19 protein-coding genes are annotated in these 21,078 nt (G+C 30.8%); 1 reads left to right on the forward strand and 18 read right to left on the reverse strand.

Annotated features, from left to right (window positions below):
* Positions 1–127: 127 nt before the first annotated feature.
* The 16 genes from EQM05_RS08405 to EQM05_RS08480 all read right to left on the reverse strand — a co-directional run bounded on the left by EQM05_RS08405 (position 128) and on the right by EQM05_RS08480 (position 15,058).
* A complete protein-coding gene (locus tag EQM05_RS08405) occupies positions 128–628 on the reverse strand; it encodes an ECF transporter S component (protein ID WP_128749624.1) in 501 nt (166 codons plus the stop codon).
* 119 nt (positions 629–747) lie between these two features.
* Positions 748–1,212: a peptide deformylase gene (gene def / locus EQM05_RS08410; RefSeq protein WP_128749625.1), complete on the reverse strand. Its 465-nt coding sequence runs from the start codon at positions 1,210–1,212 to the stop codon at positions 748–750.
* A 26-nt stretch (positions 1,213–1,238) separates the two neighbouring features.
* Complete coding sequence (locus EQM05_RS08415; protein WP_128749626.1) at positions 1,239–1,883, reverse strand: V-type ATP synthase subunit D; 645 nt, start codon at positions 1,881–1,883, stop codon at positions 1,239–1,241.
* 22 nt (positions 1,884–1,905) lie between these two features.
* Entirely contained in the window at positions 1,906–3,285 is a 1,380-nt protein-coding gene (locus tag EQM05_RS08420; protein WP_128749627.1) for a V-type ATP synthase subunit B, read from the reverse strand.
* The gene (locus EQM05_RS08425) at positions 3,278–5,050 is read right to left on the reverse strand and encodes a V-type ATP synthase subunit A (protein ID WP_128749628.1); all 1,773 of its coding nucleotides are present in this window, start codon (positions 5,048–5,050) and stop codon (positions 3,278–3,280) included. Before EQM05_RS08425 ends, EQM05_RS08420 begins: the two co-directional genes overlap by 8 nt.
* An 18-nt stretch (positions 5,051–5,068) precedes the next feature.
* Entirely contained in the window at positions 5,069–5,377 is a 309-nt protein-coding gene (locus EQM05_RS08430; RefSeq protein ID WP_128749629.1) for a V-type ATP synthase subunit F, read from the reverse strand.
* On the reverse strand, positions 5,370–6,371 hold the full coding sequence (locus EQM05_RS08435) for a V-type ATP synthase subunit C (RefSeq protein ID WP_128749630.1): 1,002 nt from the start codon (positions 6,369–6,371) through the stop codon (positions 5,370–5,372). The genes EQM05_RS08430 and EQM05_RS08435 overlap by 8 nt, the downstream gene beginning before the upstream one ends.
* 16 nt (positions 6,372–6,387) lie before the next feature.
* Positions 6,388–6,987 (reverse strand): V-type ATP synthase subunit E family protein, encoded by a 600-nt coding sequence (locus EQM05_RS08440; RefSeq protein WP_128749631.1) that lies wholly within the window; start codon positions 6,985–6,987, stop codon positions 6,388–6,390.
* Between the two features lie 37 nt (positions 6,988–7,024).
* Positions 7,025–7,531 (reverse strand): V-type ATP synthase subunit K, encoded by a 507-nt coding sequence (locus tag EQM05_RS08445; RefSeq protein ID WP_128749632.1) that lies wholly within the window; start codon positions 7,529–7,531, stop codon positions 7,025–7,027.
* 14 nt (positions 7,532–7,545) lie between these two features.
* The gene (locus tag EQM05_RS08450; protein ID WP_128749633.1) at positions 7,546–9,513 is read right to left on the reverse strand and encodes a V-type ATP synthase subunit I; all 1,968 of its coding nucleotides are present in this window, start codon (positions 9,511–9,513) and stop codon (positions 7,546–7,548) included.
* Positions 9,500–9,826 (reverse strand): ATPase, encoded by a 327-nt coding sequence (locus EQM05_RS08455; RefSeq protein WP_128749634.1) that lies wholly within the window; start codon positions 9,824–9,826, stop codon positions 9,500–9,502. Before EQM05_RS08455 ends, EQM05_RS08450 begins: the two co-directional genes overlap by 14 nt.
* Positions 9,827–9,966: 140 nt before the next feature.
* On the reverse strand, positions 9,967–11,661 hold the full coding sequence (locus EQM05_RS08460) for a B12-binding domain-containing radical SAM protein (protein WP_128749635.1): 1,695 nt from the start codon (positions 11,659–11,661) through the stop codon (positions 9,967–9,969).
* Positions 11,636–12,205: a class I SAM-dependent methyltransferase gene (locus EQM05_RS08465; RefSeq protein ID WP_128749636.1), complete on the reverse strand. Its 570-nt coding sequence runs from the start codon at positions 12,203–12,205 to the stop codon at positions 11,636–11,638. Before EQM05_RS08465 ends, EQM05_RS08460 begins: the two co-directional genes overlap by 26 nt.
* 102 nt (positions 12,206–12,307) lie before the next feature.
* The gene (locus tag EQM05_RS08470; RefSeq protein ID WP_128749637.1) at positions 12,308–13,015 is read right to left on the reverse strand and encodes a zinc dependent phospholipase C family protein; all 708 of its coding nucleotides are present in this window, start codon (positions 13,013–13,015) and stop codon (positions 12,308–12,310) included.
* Positions 13,016–13,026: 11 nt separating this feature from the next.
* The gene (locus EQM05_RS08475; RefSeq protein WP_128749638.1) at positions 13,027–14,328 is read right to left on the reverse strand and encodes a hypothetical protein; all 1,302 of its coding nucleotides are present in this window, start codon (positions 14,326–14,328) and stop codon (positions 13,027–13,029) included.
* Between the two features lie 175 nt (positions 14,329–14,503).
* Positions 14,504–15,058 (reverse strand): ferritin family protein, encoded by a 555-nt coding sequence (locus EQM05_RS08480; protein ID WP_128749639.1) that lies wholly within the window; start codon positions 15,056–15,058, stop codon positions 14,504–14,506.
* Between the two features lie 154 nt (positions 15,059–15,212).
* On the opposite strand from EQM05_RS08480, the gene spoVB reads away from it, so the two are divergent.
* A complete protein-coding gene (gene spoVB, locus EQM05_RS08485; protein WP_128749640.1) occupies positions 15,213–16,712 on the forward strand; it encodes a stage V sporulation protein B in 1,500 nt (499 codons plus the stop codon).
* 69 nt (positions 16,713–16,781) lie between these two features.
* On the opposite strand, the gene EQM05_RS08490 is transcribed toward spoVB, so the two are convergent.
* Entirely contained in the window at positions 16,782–18,785 is a 2,004-nt protein-coding gene (locus tag EQM05_RS08490; RefSeq protein ID WP_128749641.1) for an FAD-dependent oxidoreductase, read from the reverse strand.
* A 277-nt stretch (positions 18,786–19,062) separates the two neighbouring features.
* Positions 19,063–20,691 carry an ABC transporter ATP-binding protein gene (locus EQM05_RS08495; protein WP_128749642.1) on the reverse strand — a complete coding sequence of 543 codons (1,629 nt, stop codon included), beginning with the start codon at positions 20,689–20,691 and terminating at the stop codon, positions 19,063–19,065.
* Between the last annotated feature and the right edge of the window lie 387 nt (positions 20,692–21,078).

A 21,078-nucleotide genomic window follows, 5' to 3' on the forward strand; every position in this document is an offset into this window, starting at 1 on the left:
TTCACCTCATTTACCACATGATAAATAATATATAACAAAACTTAATTTTAGTTTTTTTATATATTAATGTCAACCATTTTATTTTATCCTATTAGTAAACAAATAAAAAGATCTCCATTTCTGAAGATCATTTAAAGGATTTTGCCAAATCCAGATTTAAACTTTTATTTAATGCCTGTACTAATACAGCTGCAATAACTCCATCTGCAATATGATGCAGCAGAGTTCCAGTTCCTACAACTACAAGAACCTTGTACATTGTAAAACCAAAAGGTATTACAGCTATTGCCTCCAATATAGCATGTATTGGTGCAGTTAAAGCAATGACAGTTTTGAAGGAGATTCCCCTTCTAAGCATTAAAGCACCTGCCAAACCAACAAAGGTATGCATAAATGCTCTTGCTGCAACTACAGCTGGTGATGATACTAAGAAGCCTAATGCGGATCCTACGCCAACCATTACAGCTGCTACAGGTCCTAAGAACATGGATAAAAATAATGGTACATGTGCTGTTAATGTTGCAGTAAATGGTCCTAATTGAATTCTTAAAAATCCAAATGCCAATGGAATAACAATTGATAAGGCCGTTAATAAAGCTGAATAAGTTAATTTTTTTATATCTTTCATTTTACACCTCCGAAACATCTGTATATACAGTAGTATACATTGTACATGGAGTTTTGTAAAGTATCTTTTATATTTAAATAAAATAAACTCCTGGAGTCCAGGAGTTTATTTACATACATTTATGAATCTTCCCTGTAAATCTTTTTTGCTTTGTCTAAAAATATTATACCATTAAGATGATCAATTTCATGACAAAAGGCTTTGCACAGCAATCCATCTGCTGAGTACTGAACTTTTTTTCCTTCCTCATTAAAGCCATTAACTCTAACTTTTTTAGGTCTTTCAACAACACCCTCAAATCCTGGATAACTAAGGCAGCCCTCTATGCTGTCTTCTTTACCATACTTTGCAATAATTTTGGGATTTATCAAAAGAACTGGCTCAGTATCATCTCTCAGGTCAATATAAATTACTCTTTTTAATACACCTATCTGGGGAGCAGCAACACCTATCCCTGTAGTTGAATATAAAGTATCTTTTAAATCTTCTGCCAGCTTTAAAGTACTATCATCAAATTTATCAACTCTTCTGCTGACTCTTTTCAGCATTTTATCTGGAACAATTAAAATATCTCTCACTGCCATGTGTTACCTCCTCTAGTGTGTTTAGTTTATATATTTTGTCTTTCCTGCATAATACTTTTAACTTTCATTAATCTTGTCAGACTGCCTCTTTCATTCTCATCAAGCTTCATTTGAATATATTTAATGGTTTCCTGCAGCTGAGGAATAGTCATGTATTCAAGAGCATTTACTCTCCTTCTGGTTTTTTCTATTTCATCTGCCATAAGCTGGCATGCTTTTTCAACTTCAGCAAGTTTTAATAATTTTGGAAGTATATTATTTAGTTTTTCAATTGCGTCATCTAATTCTGAAGAAGTGGTGGCAAATCCATATGGATAAATTGAACCATTCTCATTGTCAGATTCCCTTTTAAAATTCATAACCGGAACGTTAACGCTCATTATATTTTTCTTTGAAACTTCCACTGAAACTTTTTCCTTTGGATATACTATTGCCTCTTCCAAAAATTCAGGACTTGTTAATGATCTTGCTATTAAAAAGTCTTTTAAAGAAGCTGTTAGCTCTTTTTCAACATTTTTTCTTAAGCTGTTATTCTCTTTTATTAAATCAATGAACCTTCTCATTAATTCATCCTGCTTATCCTTTAACAGTTTATGACCCCTCACTGCAGTTGACAGTCTTTTTTTCAGCTTGGTGAGCTCCATTCTTGTTGGATTAACATTTAATCTCATGTGGTTCACTCATCCTTTTAAATTATTTATCATCTTTTGGGAGATATTTTTCTAAATATTCATCCCTTATTCTCTTTAATTCACTCTTTGGAAGCAGTTTTAGTAATTTCCATCCCAGATCTAATGTTTCTTCAATTGTCCTGTTAGTATGGAAACCCTGGGATACATATTCTTTTTCAAAAGCATCTGCAAATTTTGCAAAAGCCTTATCACTATCTGACAGTGCAGATTCACCTAAAATAACTGCTAATTCTTTAGCCTGCTTCCCTTGTGCATAAGCTGAAAAAAGCTGATTCATGGTGTCAGCATGGTCTTCTCTGGTCTTTCCTTTGCCGATACCTTTATCTTTAAGTCTTGATAATGATGGAAGCACATCTATAGGAGGCATAATACCTTTTCTGTAAAGTTCCCTGCTGAGTATTATCTGACCCTCTGTTATATATCCTGTTAAATCAGGAATAGGATGAGTTTTATCATCCTCTGGCATAGTTAAAATTGGAATTTGTGTTATGGAACCCTCTCTTCCACTTATTCTGCCAGCTCTTTCATAAATTGTAGAAAGATCAGTATATAAATATCCAGGATAACCTCTTCTTCCTGGAACTTCTTTTCTGGCAGCAGATATTTCTCTTAATGCCTCACAATAATTAGTCATATCAGTTAAAATTACAAGTACATGCATTCCTTTTTCAAAGGCTAGAAATTCAGCTGTAGTCAATGCAATTCTAGGGGTAGCTATTCTTTCAATTGCCGGGTCATTTGCCAGATTAGTAAATAAAACAGATCTGTCAATTGCTCCAGTCTTTGTGAAATCATCAATAAAAAATTGTGCTTCTTCAAATGTAGTACCTATTGCAGCAAAAACAACAGCAAATTTAGAGTCAGAATTTAAAACCTTTGCCTGCCTTGCAATTTGTGCTGCCAATTCAGCGTGAGGAAGTCCGGCTCCAGAAAAAACAGGAAGCTTCTGCCCTCTAACTAAAGTATTAAGACCATCTATGGCAGAAATACCTGTTTGTATAAATTCAGATGGATAATCTCTTGCAACTGGGTTTATAGGACTGCCATTAATGTCAAGTTTTTCTTCAGGTATTATGTTAGGGCCGCCGTCTTTAGGCCTTCCAAGTCCATCAAATACCCTTCCCAGCATATCTTCAGATACACCTAATTCCAATGGGTGCCCAAGGAATTTTGCCTTGCTGCCTTTTAAATTAATTCCAGCGGAGCCTTCAAAAAGCTGCACCATCGCCTTGTCTCCATTGATTTCAAGTACTCTTCCACGTCTTATTTCTCCTGTTTGTATTTGAATTTTAACTAATTCATCATAGGTTACACCTTCTACACCATCAACCATCATAAGCGGGCCTACAACTTCTCTTACTGTTTTATATTCTTTAAGCATTATTAAGACCTCCCTTACTAATAGCTTCATCTATAACTTTTGTTAATTCTTTATTTATATCATCAATTTTATCTATATTTTCTTCAGATATATACTTAGTTCTGGCAATCTTATCCCTGATAGGCAGGTTTAATAAATCCTTCAGGTATACTCCTGCCTTTAGAGCCCTGGCAGATTCTTCTCCAAATTTTATAATAAGAGTCAGCATCTTATACTGTTTTTTAAGTGATGAGTAAGTATCTACCTCCTGGAATGCATTCTGCTGCAGATAATCTTCACGGATTGATTTTGCAACTTCAAGTTTTAATCTATCCTCTTCTGAAAGAGAATCTATTCCAACTAACCTTACAATCTCCTGAAGATTAGACTCCTCCTGTAACAGTGTCATAGCCTTTGTTCTTACTTCTGTCCAGTCCTTTGCCACATTTTCATTTATCCAGTTTCCTATTTTATCTAAATATAAAGAATAGGATTCAAGCCAGTTTATAGCTGGGAAATGTCTTCTATAGGCAAGATTTGAATCTAATCCCCAGAATACTTTAACTATTCTTAAAGTAGCCTGAGTTACTGGTTCAGATAGATCTCCACCTGGAGGTGAAACTGCTCCAATGGCAGTTAATGAACCAATCCTTCCGTCATTTCCAAGGCATTTCACTTTACCTGCCCTTTCATAAAATTCAGCTGCTCTGGATCCAAGATATGCTGGGTATCCTTCTTCTCCAGGCATTTCCTCAAGCCTTCCGGACATTTCTCTTAAGGCTTCAGCCCATCTGGAAGTTGAATCTGCCATTAATGCAACTGAATAGCCCATATCCCTGAAATATTCTCCTATTGTAATTCCTGTATATATGGAAGCTTCTCTTGCAGCAACGGGCATATTTGAAGTATTTGCAATAAGTATAGTTCTTTTCATCAGTGGTTCTCCAGTTTCAGGGTCTTTAAGCTGTGGGAATTCATTAAGTACATCTGTCATTTCATTGCCTCTTTCACCACAGCCTATGTAAACTACAATTTGAGCATCTGCCCATTTTGCAAGCTGATGCTGGACAACAGTTTTACCACTTCCGAAGGGACCGGGAACACAGGCAGTACCACCTTTGGTAACAGGGAAAAATGTATCAATAACTCTTTGACCCGTAACCATAGGCTCCACTGGATTTAATTTCTTAGTGTAAGGTCTGCCTCTTCTTACAGGCCATTTCTGCATCATTGTTAAGTTCTTAGTGCCATTCTTGGTTTCTAACGTACAAACTATATCTTCAATAGTGAACTCACCTTGTTCAATGGATACTATTTTTCCCTCAATGCCCTTTGGCACCATTATCTTATGCAAAACAATAGGTGATTCTTCTACTGTTCCTATAACATCTCCTGGAATAACAGTATCTCCAATTGATTTACAAGCAGTGAACTGCCATTTCTTAGTCCTGTTTAATGATGGAACCTCTACTCCCTTTGTTATAAAATCACCTGTCTTGGCTCTGATTTCTGACAATGGTCTTTGAATTCCATCGAATATTGATTCTATAAGCCCTGGGCCTAGTTCTACACTTAATGGCTCACCAGTTGTTACCACTGGGTCACCAGGTCCAAGGCCTGTTGTTTCCTCATATACCTGGATTGAAGCTTTATCCCGCCTCATTTCAATTATTTCTCCAATAAGACGTTTTTCTCCAACTCTTACAACATCATATATATTAGCATCATCCATTCCCTCGGCTACTACTAAAGGTCCGGATACTTTTACTATTTTACCAGTGTTCAAGCTTACTTACCTGCCTTTCTATAGTATATTCACACCAACTGCCTTTTCAACATTATCATTTATTTTCTGCATTCCAATATTTAAGCTTCCTTGATTACTTGGAATCAGTATTATTGCAGGAAGTGTTTTTCTATTATATCTTTCAATTGTTTCATTAATTTCTTTAGCAACCTGTTCTGTGATAAATATAACGGCATATCCTTCCTTTGCCATTTTATCCACAGTATTTCTTGCTTCTTCATAATTAGTTACATTGTATACATCTACACCAATTGATTTAAAGGCCAGCACAGAATCTTTATCTCCAACTACTCCTATTCTATACATATGCCTCACGCAGCCTTTCTCTTATAATATTTGCAGGAACCTTATTTATTTTGCCTACTAAAATTATCCTAATAGATTTTATCTCATTTTCTTTTCCATAAATATATGCTAAAACAGGCTCTGGTCCGAAACTTATATATCTGGATTTTTTTAGATAATCCATTGTATAGTTATCACATAGTTTTTCAAATTTATTAAGTTTCTTATCCTTACCATAATCCTTAAGGCCCATTTTTAAAATGTTCCCATAATCAGTAAACATGAGTTTGTTTACAATATTTTCAATGCTTTCATTTAAGCAGCTTAGCAGTATATCTTTATCAACTTTTCCTCCTGATATCAAAACCATACTTAAAAAATCCCTGTTCCTATTTTGATTTTTAACTCTAAGCAAGGTCTTAATATTTGTTAAATCAATATTTAATTTTACAAAGTCTGTTATAAAAGAATCCCCTAACTTTTCTGCTTTAATAAGCATATGTTTATACATATAGCTGTCAATAATTATATCTATAACCTGAGGATCTTTAGCAGTTAAAAATTCACTATAGGATTTTTGTATAGCTTCTCCCATTATTTTGGGAATGTCTCTGTAATTATCACTTTGCATAGATGATACAATTTTATCCGTATAATCAGGTTTTACCTTAATTAATAAATAATCATAATTTTTATTTAATGCTTTAGCCTTTAATAGTGTTTTTATATTATGATAATCATACTTTAATTCCATAATGTCCACTAAATCTTTATCTGGTACTGCTTTATACAAAAAATCATATAATTTTTTTAATTCCTTTGACAATATGATTTCGTAATCCTGCACTTTCATTATATTTTGCATTTCACTGGCATACTCTGTTTCTTGAAGAAATTTTACTGCTTCTTCAGGAGATGGAATTTCAATGAGTTTATTTAACATTGATTCATCAAAAAGCTTGGTTTCCATTGCCCTTATTCTTGAAACAGCTTCAGCATATTTTTCATTTTCCATGTACAGCTATGCCTCCTTAATGAAATAAAGTTTCAACAATTTTACCTTCAAGGTCATCCCTGTAGTATTCCAGAAGAGACTCATAAGTACAGTTTATTTCAATACCATTTTTTACAAGGACAAAACCGCCTGTTATATTTCTGTTAACTGAGCCTAATTTTAGTTCACCTTTTTTATTGTTTTTTATAAGTGAACTATTAAGTTCCTTTATAAAATCTTCTGAAATAATATTTTGCCTTTTATTTTCTATGAATATTTCTTCATCGCCTTGAATATCCAGTGCAAGTATATAATTTTTCATAAATTCTTTATATTCAATATCAGACATTTTATATAAGTTATCCAAAGCAGTACTGAATACTTTAGAAATCAGATTCTGCTTTGCTTCTAATAAATCATTCCTTACTTTTAATTTGGTATTTGAAATAGCTCTTTCTGCCTTAGCTGCGGCATCAATGTGAGCCTGTTTTAATATTTTATTTTTCTCAGCCTCACCTTTTTCAGTAAAGCTTTGAGAAATTCTTTTTTCTTCTTTTTTACTTTCCTCAATTATATCATTTGCAGTATTTTCTGCATCTTCAATAATTTTTGAAGTTAAATTATTTAAATCAGACACGGAAGAATCCTCCCTTACAGTTATTAGTAAATATAAGTTAAAGTTTTATTCCAACTATCATTATTATTGATGTAACAAGAGCTATAACAGCATAGGTCTCAACCATTGCTGCAAAAAGAACTCCTTTAAACATATGCTCTGGTCTTTTAGCTAAAATTGAAATACCAGCTGCAGCTGTCTTACCCTGAGAAATAGCTGATTTCCATCCTACTAATGCTATTGGAAGTGATGCAAGGAATATAAGGAATCCGGGTGCTAAGGCAACATCTTTAGCTCCTCCGCCTAATATGCCTATCTTATTTAATATTATTAAAGTTGTAACAAATCCGTAAAATCCCTGTGTTCCTGGAATAACCTGAAGTATAAGTGATTGTCCAAACTTTTCAGGATCCTCTGTTATTAATCCTGAAGCAGCTTCACCAACTATTCCAACACCTCTGGCAGAACCTATTCCAGGAAGTGCTGTAGCCAGCGCTGCCCCCAGTAATGCAAATATCATTCCGCCATTTTGAGTTAAAAAGTCTAAAAAAGTTTTAAAAGTCATAATAATAATCCTCCCTATTCTTTTATAATGTTAATGTATCTATCTCTGCTTTTATATGGAGAAAATGCTTTTCCCCCGCCGCTATAAAATTTACCAAAGAACTCTAAATATTGTAATCTGCAGGCGTGAACATAAGCTCCAAGTGCATTTATTGCTAAGTTAAAAATATGACCGCATACAAAAATTATAATGCCAAATATCAATGCAGCCACACCACTGCCTAAAAGTCTTATCATAAGGTTAAAGGATGATCCAATTAACCCTGTGGCAAGGCCTAGTGCTAATAGCCTTGAGTATGATAATACATCTCCTAAGTATCCTGTAATACCATATAATCCAAATAAACCTCCAGCAATTTTACCAAAGAAACTTTTATTTGACCTGCCCTGGGTTGCTACTAAACCTACAGCACCAATTATGGCTAGATACTTACCAGCTGTTACTAAGCCTGCCATACCAGTTGAAGCTCCAGCTAACAGTAAAATACAGCCGACAAGCGTAAAATACCAAAAGCCAACGTCAAAAACAGCACCTAATATATCTCCGCTTTTTATAAGCATATATCCTTTTATTCCAAGGCCTGTAAATATGTGAATTATGCCCATTATACCTGCAATAAATAAAACAGACAATGGATCCGAAGCTGGGTCCAGCCATAAAGGTTTTATTCCTGCTGGTGTAATAAACTTTGTAGCATCACCAAAATAGCTTCCATAAATAATACCCCAAAACATAGTTGATATACTTATGCTTAAAAATAACTGCATAAATTTTTTTGCACCTTTTTCAAGGGGTAAAAGTTTTAAAGCTAGTAGTGAAGCTATAAATATTACCAAACCATAACCAAAATCAGACAGCATCATACCAAAAAAGATAAAGAAAAATGGTGCCATTATTGGTGTTGGATCAACCTCTGTATAAGATGGGAGACTATACATAGCTGTTATCAATTCGTATGGCTCTGCAAGTTTATTATTTTTCAATAAAATAGGTACAGTGTCATCCTCTGTTGGATCAGAGAATTCAATGTAATATGATTTTCCAAGTATCTTATCTAAAATATCCTGGAACTGATCTATATTCATTTTTGGAACCCAGCCTTCCATAGCAATTACCTTATCTGTTTTTAAAAAGTTATTGCAAATGGTGAATTTATTTAATTGGAAATCGTAATAATCATATATATATTGAAGTTTTTCAGAAGAAGAAGCTGTCTGTTTAATTTCAGATTCTAAATTCTCCTTCTTTAAAGCTAGTTTTTTAATCTTTTCATTATAACTATTCATTGAATCTGTAACATTTCCACTGCATTTTACATTTACTATGCTGAATCCTGAATTTCTCAAGTCATTTTCTACCTGAACTGATATACTATTATGATAAATTATAAATAAGTTAAATCCATCTTTATTTTCGCCTAATTCTTCCATGTACACTTTGTCATATTTATTGTTCAATGAGCTTTTAAATTCTTCATAAGAATTTTTTGATATTACTCCAAATAAATATTTACATGTTTTTATTGCTTTTAAATCATCAAAAGAAGCATTAAAGTTTTTCCAAGGTGTTAAATTGTTACGCTCCACATTTATTGCAGTAATTTGATTTTTTATATCATTAATTTGATTTTCCAGAGATTTAAGATTATTGTAAGTGTCCTTCCAATTTGAACTATCTGTTATTTTTTTAAGTTCATCAATTGTGAAGCATTTTTTCTCCTTTGTAAGTGCTTTCAATCCCTTATCTTTTTTTATATATGAATTAGTTAAGTCTATGCAGAATTTAATTTTTGACTTTTCATCTTCTAATTCAGATATGGATTTATCTTCACTGTCAGCTTTTAAATAATCGTAATTATTTTCTTTCTTTAATTGAATACTGGTAAATTGAACACCTTCAAATTTCTGCAGCTCCTCCAGTAATCCTTCTTTAAGTGATTCAAAGGTAAATAGATTAAATTTTTTCATTTTAACTATTGCCATTCATATTCACTATCCTTTCAACCACCATATTTACTGCATTGTTAAATCTTTCCTTTTGAATATTTGTTATTTCATTTACTTTATCTTTTCCATCATTTAATATTGGAGTGGATTCTTTTTCCACATCCTTCTCAGCATCCTGCATAATAATATTGTATTGATTTTCAGCAGATTCAATAACTTTTTTGTATTCTGCTTCCATTTTTACATTTGCTGATTTTATTAAATCTCTGCTTCTTGCTTTTGCCTTAGAAATGATTTCTTCACCTTGTATTTCAGCTTTTTTAATTTCTTCAATAGCCTCCAGTGCCATAATATCACCTCCTTAAATAGCTGTATACTTTACATCTAAAATAAATTATAAAATATAATACTTAATACAGTAAAATGTACTACATACATATTATACTACTACTTTATAGAAAGTAAATAATTCTATAAATAAAAATTATACTATATTTTTAAATCAATGAACTCACCATGATTTTTAAAAATATAATAGCAGTTTTTTTCTTTAATTTCTGATGTTTCCATAAAGCCTTTTACATCTATAAAAAACTTTTCAATAAAATATGTCTTTTCTAATACCATGCCTTGATTTTCAATAGTTTTTATGATTTCCTTTTCCTGATTTTTACTAAGGTTTCTGGTAAAATACTCCGGCATAAGTTTTTTCCTGTTATACAATAAGAAATCAAATTTTACTAATTCATTTACATATAAAGTATTATCATTTAAAACTTCATTATTAAATTCTAAGAAAACTTTGTAGTAATCATTAGCTGTAATACTTCTATCAAAATATCCCTTGGAATCAAAAAATACAGATAAATCATAGTAAAAATCATAGGAATTTTCATATTTTGAGCAGAAATATTTTAATATATTTTTGAATTTGCCACTATTATAGTATTTATCAACCATAGCTTCTACTTTTTTAAGTGTTATTAATTCTGAGTAGCTTAAATCATTAGTCTTTAATACCTCATAGGGAGGATATGGCGAATATACTATTCCCCATTTTGATGCATCATCTTCCATGGCAGATCCTTTAAGAACCTTTAAAAAACCTAATTGGATTTCTTCAGGATATATGCTGTAAACTTCATTAAATGAGTTTTTAAATGACTGTAAGTTTTCTCCAGGAAGCCCGGCAATCAAATCCAAATGCTGCTTAATGTTTTTAAGTTTTTCTAATTCTAAAACTTTTTCTTTTATCTGTGCAAACTTTACATATCTATTTATATTTTTTAAAATATTATCATTAGTGGTCTGAACCCCAACTTCAAATTGAAATCTGCCCTTTGGAGCTGTTTTTAATAATTCAATTTCATCATTAGTAAACAGATCTGCAGATATTTCAAAGTGAAAGCATGTGTCTGTTTTTACATTAATTAAAAACTTCCATATCTCATAGGCAAATTCATGATTACAATTAAATGTTCTATCTACAAATTTAATTAAAGATACTTTCTTGTTTATTAAGAACATCAAATCCTTTTTTATTCTATCTAATGATAAAAATCTCACTCCATGAATAGTTGAAGACAAGCAGTAAATGCAATTAAAAGGACAGCCCCTTGATGCTTCATAGTAAACAATTTTATTGCTAAGATCATCTAATGAATCATATGGGAATTTTACTTTATTAATATCCATTAATTCTCTTTTCCCGCCATAAAAGATTTTATCATTAAGCTTGGTATATAAGCCTTTTATTTTTATTAAACTATTTAATACTTCGGTATTATCTGAATTAGATGATGAAATTAAACTGTTAATAAATTCAAAGTAAGTTTCTTCACCTTCACCCTCAACAAGAAAATCAGCTGAGCTTTCCTTAAGAAATTCCTGGCAGTGATAGGATACTTCAGGGCCCCCATATAATATTTTAATATTGTTATCTATAAGCTTTATCAGCCTTGAAATGGATAAAACATATTCCTTATTCCATATGTAGCATGAAAAAGCCACAATATCAGGTTTACTTTCAATAATATGATGAAGTATTTTTTCCTTTCTATCGTTTATGGTAAATTCCTTTATTTCACATTCATATGGCAGATTGTCAGTATACTTTTTTAAATATCTAACGGCCAGATTACTATGTATAAATTTTGAGTTAATGGCTGTTAATAGTACTTTCATTGCTTTCTTCCTTCCCTTTGGTTATTTTTTCAGCTTTTATATAGTAAATATCATTTGAACTTTGAGAATCTATAATGTTAAAATTATTTTTTAATAAGATCATTACATTTTTATATGAATTATTTGAAAGAAAATTATAATTATTTAATTTAAACTTTTTTATTTCTCCTTTAGGCATTGCAATCTTAAGGTTACCCTTAAATAGTTTTCCAAAGCTCTTATTAATATCCCAGATGTAAATTTTACCGTTATTTGTTAAATACTTTGCAATATCGTTTATAAAATGTTTTTTATTAATATTTGATACAATTTTATTAATTGTAAAAAACAATATGCAGCTATCATAATAATTTTCTTCTATTCTATTTTTATCATGATGTCCATTTATATAGTCAACGTTAATATTATCATTATAACTTTTAACAATACTATATATTATACCATAATTATCAAGTCCCACATCCAATATATTACCCTTAAAGATTTCCTTTTCAAGATTAATAAATATATCATGATTTTCTAAAGGGAGAAACTGCTTTATCATAATGGCACCTCTTTTACATAATATAAATAGATACGTAAATATAACTATAGTATTCTATAAAAAAAAATAAATCCCTCCAAAAATGGATGGATTTAACTCATATTATAATAATTCTTTATTCTTTTCATAAAAGTCAATTAAGAAGCCGCTGGTAGTTATCTGAGCTTCCTTAAGAATTACTGCAGCCATTTTACCATATCTTTCATTTACATTTGGTACAGAACTGTATTTATGATAAACGCTGTTTGCCATAAGAGCGTTGTTTTTTATATAATCATCTATGCTGTTATATCGTACTGCTCCTTTTTCAGCAACAAATGAATAATCAGTTAATAATCTGCTTATTATCCATAATTCAAATTTTCTATGGCTTTTTAATAATTTATTATTAACATGCTGTGGAACAGTAACATCCTGAATTAAGTGACAGGATGCACCAAGATAAAATAAACTTTTATTTACATCTCCTGCTTTTAAATAATTTTCAGACCTATTGTAGTATTTTTTACATTCTGTCATTGCATCCGAAAAGCCGTAAAGCCCCCTACCCAAGCTAAAGTGATAAAAATGATTTGAACTTTTAAAATCCTGATCTGCCCAGGTAACTCCATTATTTAATGAATTTACATGGTTTCTGTAAAATTCATATTCTTCTTTATAACCATCATTTTTTAATATTTCTATAGATTGAATTATTATAAATTTATGAACAGTGCAGTAAGTTTTTAAAATCTTCTTTTTTAATGGATTAACGGCAAACATAATACCTTTCATTGCCTTCCCATAAGTACTCTCAATTCCCATTTTCATATGTATCTCCCCTAATTATTTTTATTTTTTTTTGGAATTACAATCAGTAGTATTCCCAAAATTGATATTATAAGTATAAAAATTATAATATTAATATTGTTATACAAGGAAGCGCTGTTTATCCTGGTTAACTTGTACATTACACCACTTGAGCTTAATACCATCATTTTATCCTTCGTAAATTTCATATTAACCAATTGAGAACCATGTAAACTAATTTTGTCATTAACAGCACCCCGCTTATTTAATGATATTATTTTATTTCCATTTTTGTCATATAAATATTTGGAATCTTTATCACCTAAAACATTAAATCTGTCAATACAAAGTCCTTTTAAAGCAGAAACACCTGCGCTTTGGTACAGGGGGGCGGGAGGATTACTGCTAGGGTGAATAGCCAGTATAAATGGTACTCCTTTCCCATTATCATCCTTGAACTTTGGGCTGGTTATGGGATCTCCCCCGCTGAAGTCAGGAAATCCATACCAGATATCTTTTTTTATTTCATATATATAATCATTATCCCCTTTAACAGGTCTAAGGCCTCTATCTTCCATACCTGTAACTACAGAAAATATTTTTCCGCTGCTGTCAATGTCAAGACCTTGAAAATTTCTTATTCCCCATGCGTATGTTTCAGCTTCTCCATTTTTTAAATTATATGATACCAGAGAGCTGTTCCCTGGAAAGTGTGAGGGTATCACCTGTCCCTGAACACTTTTTGAATTATAGGGTACAAAAGCACCTGTTTTATTATTATTAAAGTTAATTCCTTTAAGCACTAATTCTTTTGGACTAAGATCATAATAAAATGAGTAATCCCTAAGCCATCTGTTATCTTCCCCCACAACGCCAGAATTAGTAACGCTGCCTATTGAAAGAAATAAAATATCTTTATAGATCTTTATTATACTTTTATTGTAATCCCCATAATTAGGTATTGAACCTAACAGCTCTGAGTTATTTTTATTATTAAGATCATAGCAATATAATCTGGTATTACCGCAATAATACAACTTATTTTTATAATATTCAATACTTGAAATATTAATATTATGAACTTTAATAAGAGTATAACTGCTGCCATTGTTTGAAATAATATCAATTCTGTTATTATAAGCTATATAAAGATTGCCTTTTTCATCTTCTGTAAAATCAGATGCACCAGTTAATCCCTTTTGAACTATGTCCCAGTGTATATTTTTATCATGTACAATGATATCAGTATTATTAGGTATACATTTTATTTTAACAACTAAAGTTAATAGCACTATACATAAAAATATAATGCTGTATTTAACTATTTTTTTCATTTTCCCTCCAAAATAAATTTATCATATATTTAAATATATAATTACTTTTTATTTTTTATGAGGGCAATTGCATTATTTAAATAGATTTCAAAGTAAATCAGCTATTTAAGCTTCTCAAAAAACTGTAGAAGCATCAGTATTTTTGCTCGCTTAAATAGTGATTTACTAAATGAAATTATATAGTGAGTATTATATGTTCTTTCTCAACATTTAGCAGAGCTTTGAATACATATTTTATATTCACATCATTAACTTCAGAAAAATATCTGCTGTAAAATTCAACTGCATGAATTTCTCTCTTATTTGCCATTTCAAGAAGCATTTCATCTGAATTATACTTATCATAATTAAGCTGATTTAAAACAGGAGTGACTTTAAAGCCGCCAAGATTCATATGTATTCGTGAATGCATATATTCAATTCTTGATAATTGCTGAAATAATGATTTTACCTTTTGGCTCTTAGCTAATATAGAAGCCCTTTTATAAAAGTCTCCATTAAATATTTCTAATTTCACAGCTTTATCTAATATATTTATTGCTGCATTATCAATATTTAATGCTTTAACCATATTTAATTTATCATCACTTAAATATTTATTTGAAACACCACAAAATGGACAAGACAAAATAACCTCCTTAGAATTATTTTGAATCAAAGCATTTTTGTTAAAATCATAGTTATTTATGTTTATTTCCATACCGCAGATTTCACAGTATAATTTTTTCATTAAGTACTCCCCCTTCGAATATCGCTTAAATTATATCACATCTTCAAAATATAACGTAACCATGTTCAAAACTGGTTACGAATATAATGCTGAATACACTCATAATTATAATATAAGACTTTTCACTAATATAAATAAATTGAGGTTAAATTTTATGAGAAAGGACTCTTTTTTTAAGGACTCGCTTATTCTTACCACTTCAAACTTAACTACCGGAGTTTTTGGATTTATCTTTTCCATTGTACTTTCCAAAGAGCTGGGAGCTGAAGGGTTAGGCCTTTATGGATTAGTTATGCCAATATATGATCTTTTCATCTGCCTTATATGCGGCGGTATGGTAACAGCTGTATCCAAGATAGCAGCAGGTTACTTTAGTAAAAGGGACTATGGCAATCTAAATAAAACAATTGATGCAGCTTTAATATTTGATTCTATGTGGTCATTATTTATTTCAGCACTGGTGTTCTTCAATGCTTATTATATAAGTGTTTATATTATAAAAGACAGCAGGACCACGGAAGCAGTTAAAGTTATGTGCCCTGCAATGATTTTTATTGCATTGTCTTCAATTTTGAAGGGATACTTTTATGGAATATCTAAGGTCAAAATTCCTGCAATTATTGACATTTGTGAAAAAGCATGCAGGATTTTAATTATAATATTAATTATAAAAATTTTTTCTGTAAAAACACTAAATGGAACAGTAACTGCTGCATATGTAACTTTAACCATTGGTGAATTAATCAGCCTTATTTTACTATATATTTTTTATATTAAAAACAGAAACAATAAAATTTATAATCCTTCTAAGTCCAGTGATAAAATACAATTATTATTTGACGTTATAGTAATATCATTTCCACTTTGCTTAAATGGATTCTTAACTACTATTTTATCTGCCCTGTCAGCTTTAGTTGTGCCAAGAAGACTAGTAAGTGCAGGTTTTAATTATTCAACAGCCTTATCCATGATAGGAAAATTTAAAGGAATGTCCTCAACTATTATTTTTTTCCCGATAATTGTAGTTACTTCTATTGCCACAATACTGGTGCCTGATTTAGCAAAAAGTATTAGCAAAAATGATTATTTTGCTATGGAAGAAAGAATAAAAGAAGTTGTAAAAATTGCTTTTACACTTGGAATAGCATCCTTAGCAATATGCAAAAGCATTCCAAATGAATTAGGAATAATGCTATACAATCGAAATGATTTAGGACAATACATAAGCTTTATTTCCTGGTGTGCGCCTATAATATATGTTGGTTCAGTAACATATGGGATACTAAATGGCTTTGGCAAACAGAAAATTATTTTAAGAAATTCATTAATAGTTTCAATTGAAGAAGTAATATTGCTTTATATACTTACAGGAATTCCATCAATAAATATTTATGGTTATGGCATATCCATGATCATAACAGGAAGTACTATTTTAGTATTAAATTTTAATGAAATATTTAAAAAATGTAACCCTGATTTTGCACTATCAAACATAATGGTATATTTTTTAGTGGGACTTCTGGTGTATTTAATAATTAAAATATTGGTGAATACAATGCCTGAAAGCTTAGCCCAGTTAAAATATATTTTTATAATTATCTGCGGATTTACACTGACCTTTACTTTTTGTTCACTATTTAAAATAAAGGATTAATGATAGATTTGCATAAGGTTTCAATCTATTATCAATCCTTTATATTTATAACTATTAAATTTTTATTATTTAGCAGTTAAGCCCAATTTCGTTAGCACTCCAGATAGCATCCATTATATTAGCAGGTTGATATGCATCGCCAATTAAATACAAATCAGCGATTTTTCCATGAAGCCTGTTGTATAATTCCCTATCAGATTTAAAGCCAACAGCAATTGCAATAGTGTCAGCTGATATATTCTGCTTTCTAAATTTATTGTCAATTAGCACAGCACCATCATCAGTTACTTCAAGTAACGATGTATTTACAATAGCTTTTATATCATATTTCTTAAGGAGATCTAAAAGCATAATTTTATTCATATGTGGAATTGGTTTTCCAGCATTTAATATACTGTCCTTTGCTTCAACAATTGTAACTTTTTTACCTTGTTTTGCAAGATAAAGAGCTGTTTCACATCCAACAAGTCCGCCGCCTACCATAAGTATATTTTCGCCGGCTTTCTTTGTTCCATTTAAAAGTTCAACTGCTGTTGCAACTTTATCTTTTTCTATGCCTGGTAATCTTAACCTAATTTCTTTTGCACCTGTTGCAATAATAACAATATCAGGTTTTTCTCTTTCTACTAGTTCTTCTGTTACTTTTGTATTGAAAACTACGTCAATTTTATGTTCTTTAATTTCATTTTTGTACCAAGCTATTAATCTTCTATCATCTGTTTTAAAATCAGGTACTGAACCTGGAATGACTTCCCCGCCTAATTCATTTGTACTTTCATAAATTGTAACTTTATGACCTCTCTTTGTAGAAGTTATAGCAGCTTCCATTCCTGCAACCCCCCCGCCAACTACAAGTACTTTCTTTGATTCAGAAGCAGGTTTTATTTCATAATATCTTTCTCTTCCAACAGCAGGGTTTACTGCACAGCTTATTGGCTTTCCTTCAAATCCCCTTCCAAGGCATCCGGTATGGCAGCCAATGCAAGGACGAATTCTTTCAGGATGATTTGTAAGAACTTTTTTAGGCCAGTATGGATCTGTAAGAAGCGGTCTTCCAAGTCCAATCATATCAGCAGCATCTTCATCAAGAGCTCTTTCAGCATCCTCAGGTATTCCAAGTTTTCCTGCTACTATAACAGGAATATTTACAACTTTCTTCAATTCTTTAGTGTATGGAAGATATAATCCGCTTTTTTGATAAACAGGAGGATGAGACCAGTACCATGCATCATATGTTCCTACATCTGTATTAAGTTCATCATATCCTGCTTTTTCAAGAATTTTTGCAGCTTCAAGTCCTTCTTTTAAATCACGTCCTTTTTCAACGTAATCTTCATCTGGAAGTCCACCTTGTCTCCAGTCTTTTATGCAGCTTTTAACGCTATATCTTAAGCCAACAGGGAAATCTTCTCCCACTGCAGCTTTGATTCCTTGTACTATTTCTATAGGTAGTTCAAGTCTTCCTCGTAAATCTCCACCATATTTGTCTGTCCTTCTATTGAATATTGAAAGTGTAAATTGATCAAGTAGGTATCCTTCATGTACTGCATGTATTTCCACGCCATCAAATCCAGCTTTTTTTGCAATAGCAGCACTTTCAATAAACTTTTGTACTACCCATTCTACTTCTGAAGTTGTAAGTGCCCTGCAGGTAACAGTTGGGTCCCAATAATTTGGAATATCTGAAGCAGAAACAGGCTGAGCTGCTAAAAGTGTTCCAGGTGCGCCACTTCGTCCAAAGCCCATTGTTAACTGTAAAAATATTTTTGAGCCATAAGCATGAACTCGTTCTGTCATTTCTGAAGAAGTCATTAAAAACCTTCCAGGGTTTACTGAGACAGTTGGAATTATACCAGGTACAACTTTGTCCAGTTCGTTTTCAACTTTTGTAATACTGGTAATAATAAGACCTGTACCACCTTTGGCTCTTTCTACATAGTAGTCAACAGCCCTTTGATTATAGCATCCTTCATTATCAACAAGTCCAAAAGCTCCCATAGGTGCCATTGAAATCTTGTTTTTTACTTCCACCTTACCTATTTTAATAGGTTTAAACAAAGAATCATTTTTCAAACAACTTACCCCCTCATACAATTTGTTTTTGTAAAGCTTTTTACACTTTTTGAATAAATATAAGTTATTAAATGAAAATAGAAACTTTAAAGTTATAATAGTTAAAGGAAATTTCCTATTAGTTAAAGTGTACTACTAAAAACGGCACAATGTTAAATGCCATATTTTAATGAATTATACAATTTAAAGCTATATAGTTACAACTCATAAACAAATTATATAAAGTAAACGATTTTTCTGGATATTATTTAATTATGCGAGCTTTTGATGAATATAATCAAACATTTTTTGATTTACCATTTATAATATATTCCAGGTCTAAAATCACATTAAAGTCCTTTAGCAGCTCAGTTCTATGCGTTACTAATATTACTGTTTTATCACTAGTTAAATATTTTAAGTTGTTTTGAATCTGCTTTTCCAAATTCAAATCCAAGGCTGCAGTAGGCTCATCAAAAATTAAGATTTCTGAATTTTTAAGAAGTGCTCTAGCCATGCATATTCTCTGCATTTGTCCAACTGATAAATTAGAAAGTGATATTTTTTTATTAAAACTTCCTATTTCAGACACCTTCATTGCATCAGCTATTTTATTTAAGAATGTTCTTTTTATTGGTGAATTCAATACTAAATTTTCTTCAAGAGTTCCGTCAAAAATAAATGGAACTTGTTCTTGTATAGAGATCATAGAATATAAAGATGATATATTAACATCTCTTATGTCAATATCATTAATTAATATCTGGCCGCTATTTGCAGGATACATTCCAAGCAGTAATTTTAAAAATGTACTTTTACCACATCCGCTTTTACCAACAATGCCCACATGATCTCCCTTATTTATCTTAAAATTAAAGTCTTTGAAAATTAATTTATTAGGTTCATACCCAAATGACATATTTTTAAATTCTATAGATTTAAAATTACTTATGTTTATTTTACCGGTATCTTTTATTATATTTAACTCTAAAAAATCAATAATTCTGTCACTGACTGCTAAAGATGTCTGCAATCCTAAATTATAATCTGATAAATTAGATAGTGGTTCATATATATTTGACATATATGTATAGAATGCTATAAGTGCACCTAAAGAAAGCTGCCTCTTTGTTATTAATATGCTGCCATAGGTTAATATTAAAATTGGTAATAGTGAAGTAATTAATCTGGTTAATCCTGAACCTAAATTATTATAAAATAGATTCTTTTTCACATATTTAAAATGGCTGTCCAGCTTATTTTTGAAGATTTTTGTCATAAATGATTCCATCTTGAACACTTTTATTGTGTCTACAGCTTGTAATTTTTCCTCAGCATCTTTCATTACCATTCCGAAATTTTCCCGCTCACTTTTGCTGGTCTTCCTTAATTTTTTATTTAAATGATTAAACCAGACAATATAGATAGGCAATATTGATAGTGTAATTATAGTAAGCTTTACATTTAAGCTTAAAAGAACACATACTACAATTATTAAATTTACTATATTTGAAAACAGCATAGGCATTCCAATAACAATATTTTGCGCTGCTATACTTGTATCGTCCATTATCATGGCTAATATTTCGCCAATACTTTTATTATCAAAAAAAGATTTAGGCTTTACCAAAGCTGATTCAAACATTTTTAGCCGTAAATAATTTACAGATTCAAGCCTTAATTTATGCCAATAGTAGTTTTCAATCTTCAATATAATTACATGCAATATTGTAATTATAAATAACATTTCAGATATACTTATTACTTTATTGATATTATTATTATAAGTAATTGTATCTATCAAATCTTTAATTAAAAAAGGAATATAGGCTGATACTGATATTTCAACAGAAATCAAGATACATATAAATATTTGTTTCTTTTTAAACCCGGAAAATAATTCATATAATTTATTATTTTTAAACATTTTATATTACCTCACATAATAGCAATTGTTACACTTACTGACAGATAGACCTGTAGAATTAGGCGATATGCCATAGTTCATACCAGTACTCTCCTCTAATGTTTTTGTTAATATAATACACTAATTGTATTATATACATAATTATTCTACAACTTTTGGGTAAGTCCCTCTTTTTCATTAAAATAAATAGTTACTAAATATTAGAACTTAATTATATTAACTTACAGATTAATATAATATTTCATTTTGATACATAATATGGTACATTAATATGAATAATACACCGTGCATTATTTCTACGAGCATATAAAATGATATTTCTGCAGAATATCTAAAATAGTTATAGATAATGTGTATACATTGCGGTTGTAACTAAAATTCACCAAA

The organism is Clostridium sp. JN-9, from assembly GCF_004103695.1.
Classification (GTDB): Bacteria; Bacillota; Clostridia; order Clostridiales; family Clostridiaceae; genus JN-9.

Bases quoted from the DNA above. Each gene is read 5' to 3' on its own strand.
- EQM05_RS08470 (WP_128749637.1), bottom strand. From the start codon at position 13,015: ATGAAAATGGGAATTGAGAGTACTTATGGGAAGGCAATGAAAGGTATT.
- EQM05_RS08405 (WP_128749624.1), bottom strand. From the start codon at position 628: ATGAAAGATATAAAAAAATTAACTTATTCAGCTTTATTAACGGCCTTA.
- spoVB (WP_128749640.1), top strand. From the start codon at position 15,213: ATGAGAAAGGACTCTTTTTTTAAGGACTCGCTTATTCTTACCACTTCA.
- EQM05_RS08420 (WP_128749627.1), bottom strand. From the start codon at position 3,285: ATGCTTAAAGAATATAAAACAGTAAGAGAAGTTGTAGGCCCGCTTATG.
- EQM05_RS08495 (WP_128749642.1), bottom strand. From the start codon at position 20,691: ATGTTTAAAAATAATAAATTATATGAATTATTTTCCGGGTTTAAAAAG.
- EQM05_RS08445 (WP_128749632.1), bottom strand. From the start codon at position 7,531: ATGACTTTTAAAACTTTTTTAGACTTTTTAACTCAAAATGGCGGAATG.
- EQM05_RS08455 (WP_128749634.1), bottom strand. From the start codon at position 9,826: ATGGCACTGGAGGCTATTGAAGAAATTAAAAAAGCTGAAATACAAGGT.
- EQM05_RS08450 (WP_128749633.1), bottom strand. From the start codon at position 9,513: ATGGCAATAGTTAAAATGAAAAAATTTAATCTATTTACCTTTGAATCA.
- EQM05_RS08475 (WP_128749638.1), bottom strand. From the start codon at position 14,328: ATGAAAAAAATAGTTAAATACAGCATTATATTTTTATGTATAGTGCTA.
- EQM05_RS08480 (WP_128749639.1), bottom strand. From the start codon at position 15,058: ATGAAAAAATTATACTGTGAAATCTGCGGTATGGAAATAAACATAAAT.
- EQM05_RS08460 (WP_128749635.1), bottom strand. From the start codon at position 11,661: ATGAAAGTACTATTAACAGCCATTAACTCAAAATTTATACATAGTAAT.
- EQM05_RS08465 (WP_128749636.1), bottom strand. From the start codon at position 12,205: ATGATAAAGCAGTTTCTCCCTTTAGAAAATCATGATATATTTATTAAT.
- EQM05_RS08435 (WP_128749630.1), bottom strand. From the start codon at position 6,371: ATGGAAAATGAAAAATATGCTGAAGCTGTTTCAAGAATAAGGGCAATG.
- EQM05_RS08415 (WP_128749626.1), bottom strand. From the start codon at position 1,883: ATGAGATTAAATGTTAATCCAACAAGAATGGAGCTCACCAAGCTGAAA.
- EQM05_RS08430 (WP_128749629.1), bottom strand. From the start codon at position 5,377: ATGTATAGAATAGGAGTAGTTGGAGATAAAGATTCTGTGCTGGCCTTT.
- def (WP_128749625.1), bottom strand. From the start codon at position 1,212: ATGGCAGTGAGAGATATTTTAATTGTTCCAGATAAAATGCTGAAAAGA.